At 37.4% G+C, this 13,305-nt stretch carries 12 protein-coding genes; 8 read left to right on the forward strand and 4 right to left on the reverse strand.

Annotated features, from left to right (window positions below; all coding sequences use genetic code 11):
- Nucleotides 1-4 precede the first annotated feature (4 nt).
- Nucleotides 5-1,348, forward strand: a complete 1,344-nt coding sequence (locus AEA09_RS16455) for an LLM class flavin-dependent oxidoreductase (protein ID WP_053585043.1) — start codon at nt 5-7, stop codon at nt 1,346-1,348.
- A gap of 120 nt (nt 1,349-1,468) precedes the next feature.
- Here the strand turns inward: AEA09_RS16455 and AEA09_RS16460 are convergent, their stop codons facing one another.
- From AEA09_RS16460 to AEA09_RS16470, 3 genes are all read right to left on the reverse strand, one after another.
- Nucleotides 1,469-1,783 carry a hypothetical protein gene (locus AEA09_RS16460; protein WP_082332710.1) on the reverse strand — a complete coding sequence of 105 codons (315 nt, stop codon included), beginning with the start codon at nt 1,781-1,783 and terminating at the stop codon, nt 1,469-1,471.
- An 85-nt stretch (nt 1,784-1,868) separates the two neighbouring features.
- Nucleotides 1,869-2,423, reverse strand: coding sequence for an SLOG family protein (locus tag AEA09_RS16465; RefSeq protein ID WP_053585045.1), 555 nt, complete (start codon nt 2,421-2,423; stop codon nt 1,869-1,871).
- Nucleotides 2,424-2,665: 242 nt separating this feature from the next.
- On the reverse strand, nt 2,666-3,574 hold the full coding sequence (locus AEA09_RS16470; RefSeq protein ID WP_053585046.1) for a TetR/AcrR family transcriptional regulator: 909 nt from the start codon (nt 3,572-3,574) through the stop codon (nt 2,666-2,668).
- Between the two features lie 156 nt (nt 3,575-3,730).
- On the opposite strand from AEA09_RS16470, the gene AEA09_RS16475 reads away from it, so the two are divergent.
- Complete coding sequence (locus AEA09_RS16475) at nt 3,731-5,245, forward strand: DHA2 family efflux MFS transporter permease subunit (protein WP_053585047.1); 1,515 nt, start codon at nt 3,731-3,733, stop codon at nt 5,243-5,245.
- Between the two features lie 55 nt (nt 5,246-5,300).
- Here AEA09_RS16475 and AEA09_RS16480 read toward each other — a convergent pair whose 3' ends face one another.
- Entirely contained in the window at nt 5,301-7,487 is a 2,187-nt protein-coding gene (locus AEA09_RS16480; RefSeq protein ID WP_053585048.1) for an MMPL family transporter, read from the reverse strand.
- Nucleotides 7,488-7,613: 126 nt separating this feature from the next.
- Between AEA09_RS16480 and AEA09_RS16485 the strand changes: the two genes are divergently transcribed.
- From AEA09_RS16485 to AEA09_RS16510, 6 genes are all read left to right on the forward strand, one after another.
- Nucleotides 7,614-8,231, forward strand: coding sequence for a TetR/AcrR family transcriptional regulator (locus tag AEA09_RS16485; RefSeq protein ID WP_053585049.1), 618 nt, complete (start codon nt 7,614-7,616; stop codon nt 8,229-8,231).
- A 455-nt stretch (nt 8,232-8,686) separates the two neighbouring features.
- Nucleotides 8,687-9,115, forward strand: coding sequence for a DUF1641 domain-containing protein (locus tag AEA09_RS16490; protein WP_053585050.1), 429 nt, complete (start codon nt 8,687-8,689; stop codon nt 9,113-9,115).
- Nucleotides 9,116-9,160: 45 nt separating this feature from the next.
- Nucleotides 9,161-10,345: an NAD(P)/FAD-dependent oxidoreductase gene (locus AEA09_RS16495; RefSeq protein ID WP_053585051.1), complete on the forward strand. Its 1,185-nt coding sequence runs from the start codon at nt 9,161-9,163 to the stop codon at nt 10,343-10,345.
- A 149-nt stretch (nt 10,346-10,494) separates the two neighbouring features.
- Nucleotides 10,495-10,713, forward strand: coding sequence for a transposase (locus AEA09_RS16500; protein ID WP_281176751.1), 219 nt, complete (start codon nt 10,495-10,497; stop codon nt 10,711-10,713).
- A 433-nt stretch (nt 10,714-11,146) separates the two neighbouring features.
- Nucleotides 11,147-11,902 (forward strand): SDR family NAD(P)-dependent oxidoreductase, encoded by a 756-nt coding sequence (locus AEA09_RS16505; RefSeq protein ID WP_053585053.1) that lies wholly within the window; start codon nt 11,147-11,149, stop codon nt 11,900-11,902.
- Nucleotides 11,903-12,243: 341 nt separating this feature from the next.
- Nucleotides 12,244-13,305 (forward strand): MFS transporter (locus tag AEA09_RS16510; protein ID WP_053585054.1); only part of this gene is annotated, 1,062 nt, incomplete at its 3' end.

Genomic DNA, 13,305 nt, shown 5'->3' on the forward strand with positions numbered 1-13,305 from the left:
AATTATGACAAGACGTGAAGGGCAATTAAGATTAGGGGCATTTATTTATTACAGTGGACATCATAGTGCAAGTTGGCGTCATCCAGAAGCACGTAGTAGTGAGGTATTTTCAGTTGATTTATATAAGGATTTAGCACAGACAGCAGAACGTGGGAAATTCGATATGATGTTTTTAGCCGACTTATTATATGCAGTCAATGTTGAAAAGGCTGCTGCTGGTATGCTTGACCCAGTAACCTTACTATCGGCAATTTCAGCTTCTACGACAAAGCTTGGGCTAACAGCAACTGTTTCAACAACGTACAATCAACCATTTAATGTGGCGCGTCGTTATGCAACGCTAGACCATATAAGTAAAGGTCGGGCAGCATGGAACATTGTTACATCTCAATTGGATATTGAAGCCTATAATTTTGGAAAAGAGAAGCATCCTGAGCACGGATTACGTTATGAAATGGCCGAAGAATTTGTAGATCTGGTCACAGAACTGTGGGATAGTTGGGATGATGATGCCATTGCTTTAGACAAAGAAAATGGGATTTTCGCTCATGCCGATAAAGTAAAAGAAATTAATTATAAAGGACGTTGGTACAGCTCTAAAGGGCCGCTAAATGTACCGCGTCCACCTCAAGGGTATCCTGTGTTAGTCGTGGCGGGTTCATCGGATGCAGGCAAAAATTTTGCTGCGAAAACCGGTGAAGTTGTGTTTACCGCACAGCAGTCTCTTAAATCAGCAAAAGAATTTTACAGTAGTGTACATGAAAAATTAGCAGCACAAGGCCGAGATAAAAACAGTATAAAAATTATGCCTGGAATTTCACCAATTGTTGCACCAACGGAAGAAGAGGCTTGGGCAAAGCATGAGCAATTACAAAATCTAATTACGGTAGAAGACGCGGCTGCGGCCGTTGCTGGCTTTATTGGTGTTGATTTATCAAGTTATGATCCGCACGGGCCACTACCAGAAAACTTACCTGATGTAGCTGCTGCTTCGAATGGCATGAAAAGTCGTGTGCAATTATTTATTGATACAGCTAAGGAGGGAAATTTATCGATCGTGGAGTTAGGGAGGAAAATGCTTGGGGCACGTGGACATTTGCAATTTGTTGGCACACCTGACCAATTAGCGGACTTACTGGAACTTTGGTTTAATGAGTATGCATGTGATGGATTTAATATTATGCCTCCTGTACTTCCAATAGGATTAGATGATTTTGTAGATTTAGCAATCCCTGTGCTTCAGGAGAGGGGCCTCTTCCGCAAAGAATATGAAGGAACTACATTGCGTGAACATTTAGGATTAGAACGCCCATCTTACCACCATTTTAAAAAGTTACAATCGATTTAACAACAAAATAAATTTGTAATTTGAAAAAATGACAACCAAAAAAGTTGCCTTTAAAAACATGATTTTAAGGGCAACTTTTTTGGTGTGGGTATATCTGTAAGGGATTTTTTTAGGACTATTTTAAATAATCTTGACGTAAAAATCTTTACCATTCAATAGCTCAGTCAGTTCAATGTTTCTTGTTTTTTTGTAATAATTATAGATATTGCGTGCTAAACCGGAGTGTCCATTTAAATATGTCCCTTGTTTAATCTCTTTACGAGGGTTATGAAAATCAAAATACAAGCGTGAATCATGGCACATGGAATCTAAAATTGCATGGAAGTCTCGTTCTTCAATGTGAATACCTCGATTATATCGGCATTCTCGGCGATACGTATCGTGTGAAACGTTGATTGGCGTAGGTTCAAGTACTATTTCGACTTTATTATTCAAATGTCGACAGCTCCTTTCGAAAAATTGTAGCATGCAGTTTCTGCTGATACCATTATATGATTTTTGGAAAATTATATCAATTTATTTACCAATCTCCGCGTTGCATTTCTTCCGCAATTACTTGTAAATCATAGGCATCTATCGATAAAAGCTCATAATCATGTGTTTCCATATATTTTTCCACAAGACGTTTCATATATTTTGGTGATCCTTCGTTTTCTTCGTCATAAACGAGTAAAATTCCATCTGTATTTTGGATGATGAATTTATCCTTCTCGGTAAATTGCCAAGGTGCCTCGTATGGCTTCTTCGTCACACTCGCCACAAAATCTGCACCTGCCACAATCATTTGATATTTTTCTTTTTTAGGATCCTGCCAATTTTTCTCCTGCTCCAAAAAAGGGGTAATGACAGCGTATTGCAAATCAGGAAATTCTGTTTTTAGAGCAAGAACAACTTCGGCTGCCCACGTCTCCACACCCTGTTGTCCACTTACAATAACCCATTTTAAGCCCTCATCTAGTAATGTTCTTAGACGGTCCTCTAACGCTTTTTTGATAATTGGAATCCCGGGATGCTTATCATCGAAAATACCGAGCTCGTGAGGTTTATAGCCTGTTATTATAATGCGATTTATCATGACAGCTCCTTCTAATGAATAGTTTTTATTACTGTAATTATACAAGATTTTTAGATAGTACGTAAAATGATAGTGATGAATGTTGATGTAAAACTCCTTCCTTTGAATAAACGCGAATGGAAAATAGAACGCGCAAACTCGTACAAAAGTAAGTGTAGAAGCGGAACTATGCTAAATAGAATAAATACGAACGAAAAAAGCAATCCACGTCTTTAGTAGACACGGATTGCTTTTTATATGCATCATCTTTTTGTGCTTTGTTCAGAAGGTTGCTCGATTTTCAAATAGTGCCATAAAGAATTGGCAATATCGCGTGCCTCTGCTGCGTGTTCTGTGTCAGCAAATGCTTTTCGGAAAGGCATTAGTAGGGACTCGACAATAAATAGTTTAGGCTGAGCTTGCTGTAATTCTTCTAATAAGAAAGTTGCATACTCTAGGCCTGCAGATGTTTCGTCTTTAGATAAGCCTTTTGTGAATCCTTGAAGTTGTTCAAGGACAACATCTTTACTAACGGTACGTGAATCCACGATGTTTTGTACCGAGTTAATCATTTCAACACTAATCAAAATATCCTTTGATTCAAGCATAACAGGAATAATTGCTTGTATATTCCGTAATGCTACACCTACAACGGTTTCAGGTTCAATATATTTGTGGCCGGAAGATATAACAACACGCAAAGAATGATTCATCATGCCAAATGTTTGTACTGCGCACTCATAGCTTATTGGACTAACTTCCTCACCAAATACTTGTACAAAGCGATTAGCAAGCCATTCTAGCTCCTGCAAATGATGGTTAAGGACAATTTTCTTTAGCTCATTATCATGTGATTGGAAAATAGATTCAAAAATAGGTATTAAATTCTGCTCACGATTGACATGGATGAGAACAGCAATCTGTTGCGCCAATACTTTTAAATCATTGGGATCTTTGCCATAAAGAAGTTCGTGTCTGCGATTGCTCGCTTCTTCTCGTCCTTCGTCTAATATGGCAATCAAACATTCGCTTTTTGAAGCAAAGTGATTATAAAATGTACCTTTTGAAATTTGGGCAGCACTGATAATATCGTTAATGGATGCCTCCACATATCCTTTTTTAATGAAAAGGTCACGTGCTGAAGTAATTATTTGTCGTTTTCTTTTGTTCATAACCTCACCTTTTTTTAGTTTTATACTCCTATTCTATAATGTAAACGCTTATATATCAACATTTGAAGTTTTTTAATACTTTATTATTGAAAAAAGTAGACTGTGAGTATAAAATTAGTTTTATCATAAATTACTAGAGAGAATAGAGGGAAACAAATGAATAACGAGTCAACAATGAAAAAGCCCCCTTATGGCATGATCGCCATTCTATTCGTGGGTGCTTTTGTCGCTTTCTTAAACAATACATTGTTAAACGTAGCGTTACCGACGATTATGAAGGACTTCGGTATTGATTATGCGACGGTACAATGGCTTGCAACAGGTTATATGCTTGTAAGTGGTATTCTTGTACCTGCATCAGCCTTTTTCGTCACACGCTTTAAAAATAGACATTTATTTATTGTAGCGATGTCCATCTTTACTATCGGTACAATTATGGCCGGTTTTGCACCGAATTTTGAAATTTTATTACTTGGACGTATGGTGCAAGCAGTAGGTGCTTCAAGTATGTCACCACTTTTAATGAATGTTATGCTTACGAGCTTCCCGAAAGAAAAACGTGGTTCAGCCATGGGGATTTTCGGTCTAGTAATGATTGCTGCTCCAGCAATTGGCCCTACGTTGTCAGGGTATATTGTTGAACATCATGACTGGCGTATGCTATTCCAAATAATTATTCCGTTCGCAATTATTAGCTTAGTGTTCGGTATTTGGAAATTAGAAAACGTAATGGAAACACGCGATGTACGCTTAGACTTCCCATCATTACTTTTATCAACAGTAGCATTCGGTAGTATTTTATACGGATTTAGTACTGCGGGCAGTAAAGGTTGGTCTGATCCAGTTGTGTACGGCACGATTATAGTAGGTGTCATTTCATTAATTCTATTCATAGTGAAGCAATTACGTATGGATGAACCATTACTAGAATTACGCATTTATAAATATCCAATGTTTGCGTTAGCTTCTATTATTTCGACTATTGTTTCTATGGCAATGTTCTCAGGGATGATTTTAACGCCAGCTTACGTTCAAACAGTTCGTGGTATTGACCCATTTGAAGCAGGTTTAATGATGCTTCCAGGGGCACTTATCATGGGGATTATGTCACCAATTACAGGTAAACTGTTCGATAAAGTCGGCCCTCGTATTTTAGCAATCACAGGGTTAACTATTACAACACTTGCAACATTTGGTTTAACAAAATTACAAGTAGATTCAAGCTACACATATATCATTTCGATGTATACAATTCGTATGTTCGGTTTATCGATGGTTATGATGCCAATTATGACAAATGGCTTAAATCAATTACCACAAATCATGAATCCGCATGGTACTGCCATTAACAATACAGTTCAACAAGTAGCGGGCGCAATCGGTAGTGCGGTCATGATCACTATTATGAATACTCGTACAAAAGCACGTGCTGAAGAACTAGTAGCTGATGCACAGGCGAATGCAACACAATCAGGTGTAATACCAAGTGCTGAGCAAATGCAACAAATGCAAGATCAAATTACGCAAACAGCATTATTAGATGGTATTAACCATTCATTCTTTATTGCCACAATTATTACAGTTATTGCACTTGTCTTTGCATTCTTCTTAAAACGTGTAAAAGTAGAAAGTGCGGCTGCTTCGATGGACTTGAAAAAGCCAACAAAATAATAGCAAATATAAAAGCGAGAAGTCACCTAAAAGGTAACTTCTCGCTTTATTTAAATTAAGCATCTTTTTTAAATAAGGCACCTGGCCAAAATGCATACTTACCAAGTACAGTTGTAATGGCTGGTACAAGTAATGGGCGAACGATGAATGTATCGAGTAGGACACCTATAGCTGTAACAACCCCAAATTGCACGAGCACTTGAATAGGGAGTGTAGCAAGAACGGCAAAAGTGCCTGCTAAAATAAGTCCTGCAGATGTAATAACACTACCTGTATGAACAACCCCTTCTTCGACTGCTGATAAATGATCTTTCGTTTTACGCTTCTTCCAAATCTCTGAAATCATGAAAATATTATAATCTTCACCAAGTGCAACGAGGAACACGAACGCATACAGTGGAATAGCACCTTGAATTGCCTCTGCACCCATAAAGTAATGCAAAATGATCCAGCCAGCACCGAGCGCCCCAAAGTAAGAAATAACAACGGTTGCTAATAAATAAACGGTCGCTGTTACTGAGCGTAAGTAAACAAATAATAAGAGGGCAATTAAAGCAATCATTGTTGGCATGATAACTGATTCATCACGTGCTGTGACTTGCATTGTATCATACTGATTTGCTGTTTCCCCGCCAATCCATACATGTTCACTTGCATCCTTCACACCTGCATCTTCAAGCATCTTCACTGTTTCATCTTTAAGTTCAGGAATATGTTCTAGAGATTCTTTTGCATAAGGATTCGTATTTAAGGTCATTTCATATAGTTGAATTGAATCGTTTTTCTCACCAATTTGTACATCGTCAACATGGTCGATATACGGAAGGGAGGAAAGTTGTTCCTGTAAATTAACATCAGCACCATTCACATCAACAACGAGTTGTACAGGTGCTAATTCACCTGGTGAAAAATTCTCTTCTATTAAAGTAAAACCTTCACGAGATGGCATATCTTCAGGGAAAGAAGATAATAAGTCGAATGTATATTGAATACGTGGTACAAATGCGGCTAAACCACCTAGTAAAAGTACAGTTAGCGCAATGACAATCCATGGCTTATGTGTCACGAAATGCCCGATTTTATTGCTTATTTTATGACTTGGCTTATTTTGTTTTTTACCCTTAGAACGAGCCATCTCTTCTGTTCTTGGTGTGAATGGGAAAAATGCAGCGCGTCCAATGATGACCAAGATGGCAGGGAGTACTACAAGAGCGGCAATCCCCATGATAAGTACACCGAAGCTAAAAGGTACAGCGAAGCGTTGGAAGGCACCGTAATGAGCGAGACTAAGGGTTGCCAGTCCGATTACCACAGTGAGTGCACTCATTAAAATAGCGCCACCTGATTCTTTCACTGCAAGCTTCATCGCAGCTGCTTTATCTTCTACTTCTAATAAAATTTCACGGTATTTTGAAATTAAAAATAAACAATAGTCGGTTCCGGCACCAAAGAGTAGGACCGTCATAATAGACACAGCCTGAGAGTCCTTTTCAATCCATCCTTGATCCGCAAAGAATCCTAACGTTGGGCTAATAAGACCGTACGCGAGCCCAACAACAATTAGTGGAATAATAGCAAGTAATGGTGATCGATAGATTAAGATAAGTAAGACAAGAACTAGCATCACTGTTGCGATTAATAATTTTACATCGGCCTGTGAGAATAGACTCACTGCATCGGTTGCAATTCCGACAGGACCAGAATAACGAACATGAAGCGCATCACTCGTTAAATCTTTATCTAATTGAACGTTATGTGTACCCATAATCTTCGTTAAATCATCTAAGCTTTCTTGTAGTGCATCTGTTGCGGCATCTTTTTCAAAAAAGACAGGTGTTACAAGGGTAGAGCCATTTTCTGAAGAGGCTGCTTGAAATGCTTGTGGTGGCATTTCGTCATACGGTGGTATGAGAGACTGATTGTTTAATGGCTTTGCCTTTAACTCACCGTATACCTTTTGGATGGCTAAAAAATCATCCGTTGTTAGACCATTTTCACGATGCCAAACGAGTAGGAGAGGTGTGCCAGAATCGTATGGAAATTGATCTTTAATAATTGCAGCAGCTTGCTCAGACATTTCTGTTTCTGGCAAGTTTTTTCCTGACTCACTTTCAATACTATTAATTTGTGGCCAAGCAAAAGATAGAACGACAACGAGTAAAACCCAAAAAGCTAGGGCTATGAAACGGCCTTTTTTACTTGCCACCATCGAGCCCCACTGTTCAAGCGGATGCTTTTTCATTTAGCATAACCTCCAATTCATGTAAGTGTTTATAATTATATATACTGGTAGGTTAATTAATCAACTGGTAAATGATATTATGTTATAATATGACTAAATAGAACTAGATATGAGGAGGAGAACCTGTTGGAAAAATCACCTCGTGTTCTCGGAAGACCTCGCCATGATGAAAAGGCAAAGCCAACTCAAGAGGTCGTGCTGTTGACTGCTACAAATCTTTTTATAAAAAAAGGCTATAAAAATGTGTCGATGGATGATGTGGCGAGAGCTTGTAATGTGACCAAAGCAACTATCTACTACTACTACCCGACTAAGGGTGACTTGTACACTTCATCGTTAGTGGGAATGATGGAACGAATTCGATTCCATATTGAGCAAATTTTAAATTTACCCAATCCATTTAAAGAGCGGCTAGAACAACTAGTCGAGGTACATTTATCTGCCACGGTGGATATTGATATGAAAAATTTTATGCGTGAAGCAACGATGAATCTTTCGGAATCGCAATTAAAAAAGGTACATGCATCAGAGACTGCCATGTATGAAACAATTGAGCGATCCATGCAACTCGAAATGGATAGGGGAACAATTCGTCAAGGTAATGCACAATTTTTTGCACATACATTTATGGTGTTGATGTCAGTCGGTTATTTTAAAGATGGAGAGGGAATCAGCTTATTCCAGACATCAAGGGAAGCGGCGAAGGAAATTACAGATTTCTTTTGGCGATCTATTGAAAATTGAAATAGAGTTTATTGGATTTGAGTAGCTATTATTGGTATATAATGAAAAACTTTTATTCTGGTTTACATTAATGTGGTTAAATAACTATGTTAAAATTTTATTTTTTTAACTTAATGTGATTAAAGAAGAAATTATGTACTAATAAAAGTTGACAAATTAATGAATCTTTGAAAATTTTGTCGAAAACGTGAATAATTAATTGAAATAATGTACAAACAGTCTTATAATTAAAGACGTAATGTCACCCGGACGAGATAAGGATGGAATTGTGATGTGCTTCAAGCAAAATAGAGTTAACATCGTAATTACAAATAATTATATTTGTAATCCGGCCCTTGTGACTGGTGAGTGTGTAAGATATAAGCTGTAACGACTGTTAAGAAGATCGCTTAATGGTCTTTTTTTACATGTAAGCAATAAAAAATAGCAACAGTGATGGCAAAGGAGAGTTTAAAATGTCAGAAACGAAAAACCAACCACAGACTGAACAATTAACTGTGAGTCAAGAACAACTAGATGTACTAGACCAACTATTAAAGCCTGAGGTTCAAGAATCTTTAACTACTTTAGTAGAGCAATTACCAAAGTTAACTGAAATGATGACGTTATTAACAAAATCATATGAGTTCGCTCAATCAGTTGCAACGGACGAAGTATTAAAAAATGATACTGTTAGTGCGGTATCAGAAATGGCTGGCCCGGTAGTAGGATCAGCTAAAAACTTGGCTGCGACTGCAATCGAAGCAAAAGATCGCGCGTCAGAAAGCCAAGAAGTAATCGGTTTATTTGGTCTTCTTAAAATGTTGAAAGACCCACAAGTTCAAGGTGTTTTCCGCTTTGTAAATGCATTTTTACAAGTAAATGCTGAACGTAATTCTAAATAAGATTCAAGATATATTTAACTCGTAAGGACGGAGGATTAATTAATCATGTCAAAAGAAATCGTCATCTTAGGTGCTGGTTACGCTGGCGTTTTAACTGCATTAACAGCTCGTAAGTATTTATCTGCTGATGAAGCTAAAATCACTTTAGTAAACCAATATCCAACACACCAAATCATCACTGAACTTCACCGTTTAGCGGGTGGTACTATCGCTGAAGGTGCTGTAGCTCTACCACTTAAAAAAATCTTCAAAGGTTTAGATGTAGAGTTACAAATTGCAAAAGTAACAAAATTCAACGTAGATACTAAAAAAGTAGACTTAGACAATGGTTACACATTATCTTATGACACTTTAGTTGTTTCTTTAGGTAGCCAAACTGGTTTCTTCGGTATCCCAGGATTAGAAGAAAATTCAATGGTTCTTAAATCAGTAGACGATGCAAACAAAATCTACAAACACATCGAAGACCGCATCAAAGCATACGCACAATCTAAAGATGAAGCAGATGCAACGATCGTTATCGGCGGCGGCGGTTTAACAGGTACTGAGCTTGTTGGTGAAATCGTGGACAACTTCCCGAAAGTTGCTGCGAAACACGGCGTAAACTTTGCTGACCTTAAAATTAAACTTGTTGAAGCTGGTCCGAAAATCTTACCAGTACTTCCAGATGTGCTTATCGAGCGTGCTACTGAAAGCTTAACAAAACGTGGCGTTGAATTCATTACAGGTACACCTGTAACTGGTGTTGAGGGCAATGTAATTTCTCTTAAAGACCGTGAACCAATTGTTGCGAACACACTTATTTGGACAGGTGGGGTAGCTCCACTTCCAATCGTTGGTGAGTCTGGCCTTGCTGCAGATCGCGGTAAAGCAACAATCAACGAATTCCTACAATCTACATCACACCCTGATGTATTTGTTCTTGGCGATAGCTCTGTAGCATTACCAGCAGATGGTGGACGTCCACTTTATGCTCCAACTGCACAAGTTGCATGGCAAATGGGCGAATGTGCTGGTTACAACTTATTCGCACAATACAAAAACCAAGATATGAAAGAATTCTCAGCTATCAACTCTGGTACACTTGCAAGCCTAGGTCGTAAAGATGCTGTTGCTACTGTTGGAGCAAACAATACACAACTTAAAGGTCTTCCTGCTACATTAATGAAAGAAGCGTCAAATATTCGCTATCTTACACACATCAAAGCTCTATTTGGCTTAGCATATTAATTTTCAGTATTTAATAATGTCCTTGTAATTGCAGAGGCATAGTAAAGTACAAAATTTAATTTAAGCAGTGGAAAGTTCGATTCAATCGAACTTTCCACTGCTTTTTGTTTTGGTGCAATTGATATTTTATCAAATCATGACAAGAAACAATTAAGGAGTACTTGTGCCAGTACGGAGCAGATATTGAGATGGTGGTCATGGGCACGGATCCAAAATTTAAATCAGCTGTTCGTCATGTATTAGGTGAACTTGTCATTGGAGAAGATGGTTTTCATTACTGCCGCTATATCTACTGGGGAATGGATGAGGTGAGTGGACAAGTACAAAAAGAATGGGGTAAATATAAGCGAGTGTGCCATGTGTTTTGAAAAAATAGGGTTACTATTTTTTGAATCTTATTATAAATATAGCCGAGTTCACATCATTGACACATTCAAATAAAAAAGTTATTATAGTTACATAAAGTAAGTAATGAATTAAATGTAACTTAATAATGTTGTTGTTAGATTCGCTCTAGTAAAAGTTATTAGGACAATCGAGTTCACATTATTGACACATTATAATTAAAAGGTTATTATGGTTACATAAAGTAACTAATATCCGAAAAGTTACTTTTGTATCGATGTAATGACGTCGGAATTGGGATTACTATTTTAATATGAAGAAATTCCAAAAAATTAATTTGACCTCGAAGAAAGCTCTTAGGTTAAAAGAGAATACTAGATTGATAGGAAGTATTTATAAAACTCAATATCGTTATTGGGCACATAACAACTATGTTTTTAATAAGGAGAAATTGGTATGAAAAAACTTAATGGAAAAGTAGCAATCATTACAGGTGGCGCAGGCGGTATCGGTATGGGAATGGCAACTGCCTTTGTAAAAGAGGGAGCAACAGTTGTAATTGTGGACTTAAATGCAGAAGTAGGAAATGAAACTGTTAAAACATTACAAGAATATCAATCAGAATCTATGTTCATTCAAGCAAACCTTGCAGAGCACGATAAACTAGGAAACATTGTGACGCAAGTTGTTGAGAGATACGGCAAGCTAGATATTCTAGTAAACAATGCACATGCATCAAGAATGAACTCGATTGCTGATACAACTCAAGCAGATTTCGATTTATCATTTAACACTGGATTCTATCCAACATTCTACTTGATGCAAGCAGCACTACCATATTTAAAAGAAACAAAAGGGAATATCATCAACTTTGCGTCTGGAGCTGGCATTAACGGAGATGTTAACCAAGCCTCTTATGCAGTTGCAAAAGAAGCGATTCGTGGAATTACGCGTGTAGCAGCAAATGAATTCGGTCCATTTGGTATCAATGTAAACATTATTGCACCAATTGCTAAATCACCAGGTATGCTTCAATGGGCAGAAGAAAATCCAGAATATTACCAAGGAATGCTTTCTAAAATCCCTCTAAGAAGACTAGGTGAAATTGAAGACGATATCGGTCGCGTTGCAGTATTCTTAGCAAGCGAAGATTCTGCTTATATTACGGGTCAAACAATTATGGTAGATGGCGGATCAATTAAATTACGCTAATCAATATTAGTTTGCTTTTACATCACAAAAATAATGCCGTTTCGTGAGAACGAAACAGCAACCAAATAAATTATAGAATGAGGACTTCATCATGAATCAACAAAAGAAAAAAATCCACTATGCTTGGTGGTTATTAATCGGCTTATCTATCATGGTAGGTGTGGGTAAAAACGGTATTTCTACTGCAGGTGGATTATTCTTAGCACCAGTTACTCAAGACTTAGGNTGGATCAATTAAATTACGCTAATCAATATTATTTTTCCCTTTTTAATCACAGTAATAATTCTGTTTCGTGTGAACGGGACGGTAATTAAATAAATTATAGAATGAGGATTACATCATGAATCAACAAAAGAAAAAAATCCACTATGCTTGGTGGTTATTAATCGGCTTATCTATCATGGTAGGTGTGGGTAAAAACGGTATTTCTACTGCAGGTGGATTATTCTTAGCACCAGTTACTCAAGACTTAGGCATTGGAATGGGTAGCTTAACATTATACTTCAGTATTGCCTCCATTGTCACAATGATTTTCTTACCTATTGCAGGTAAATTAATGGCTAAATATGATATTAAATTAATTTTAATAGTTGCGATTATATTAATGGCTGGTTCATTCGCAATGTTCGGATTAATGAGTTCAGTGTGGGGCTGGTACTTATTCAGTATCCCAATGGCCATTGGTTCAGTTTTTATAACACAAATAGCAGGTCCTGTTTTAATCAATAACTGGTTTAAGAAACATAATGGTTTAGCAATCGGAATCATGGTTGCAATCGGTGGTGTATTGGGTGCAGTCATTCAACCAACAGTAGGTAATTTAATTGCTACCCAAGGCTGGAGATTTACGTATATCGCTTTAGGTATAGCTGTAACGGCCATTATCATTCCAATCGTATTATTAGTGATTCGAATGTCTCCTCAACAAAAAGGTTTACAACCATTAGGTATGGATGAAGTAGAAACAAATGAAGGTTCTACTGCTCAACAAGTTACAGCAGTAGGTGTTACAGCTGCAGTAGCCAAAAAATCTAGCGCATTTTTCGCATTATTGGCGTTCTTCTTCATCATCACATCAATTGCTAGTTTTAGTCAACATATTGCCCCATTCGCAATGGGTATTGGCTATGACATCAAATTTGCTGGTAGTGTACTAGGTGCAATGCAAATCGGCGTATTAGTTGGTGCCTTATCATTTGGTGTATTAAGCGATAAAATTGGTGCAAAAAGCACAGCGATTTTCGCTATGTTATTAGGATTAATTCCTGTTGGTATCTTACTAACTGTTCCTGAAAACCCAACACTATTTACGGTGGCTATCGTTATTTTTGGTTTTGTTGTTTCATCTCTTGGAACATTGGGTCCACTTTTAACAACAGCGCTATTTGGTAGCAAAGATTAC

Source organism: Lysinibacillus contaminans (assembly GCF_001278945.1).
Classification (GTDB): domain Bacteria; phylum Bacillota; class Bacilli; order Bacillales_A; family Planococcaceae; genus Lysinibacillus; species Lysinibacillus contaminans.

Bases quoted from the DNA above. Each gene is read 5' to 3' on its own strand.
- AEA09_RS16480 (WP_053585048.1), bottom strand. From the start codon at position 7,487: ATGAAAAAGCATCCGCTTGAACAGTGGGGCTCGATGGTGGCAAGTAAA.
- AEA09_RS16475 (WP_053585047.1), top strand. From the start codon at position 3,731: ATGAATAACGAGTCAACAATGAAAAAGCCCCCTTATGGCATGATCGCC.
- AEA09_RS16470 (WP_053585046.1), bottom strand. From the start codon at position 3,574: ATGAACAAAAGAAAACGACAAATAATTACTTCAGCACGTGACCTTTTC.
- AEA09_RS16490 (WP_053585050.1), top strand. From the start codon at position 8,687: ATGTCAGAAACGAAAAACCAACCACAGACTGAACAATTAACTGTGAGT.
- AEA09_RS16505 (WP_053585053.1), top strand. From the start codon at position 11,147: ATGAAAAAACTTAATGGAAAAGTAGCAATCATTACAGGTGGCGCAGGC.
- AEA09_RS16495 (WP_053585051.1), top strand. From the start codon at position 9,161: ATGTCAAAAGAAATCGTCATCTTAGGTGCTGGTTACGCTGGCGTTTTA.
- AEA09_RS16465 (WP_053585045.1), bottom strand. From the start codon at position 2,423: ATGATAAATCGCATTATAATAACAGGCTATAAACCTCACGAGCTCGGT.
- AEA09_RS16455 (WP_053585043.1), top strand. From the start codon at position 5: ATGACAAGACGTGAAGGGCAATTAAGATTAGGGGCATTTATTTATTAC.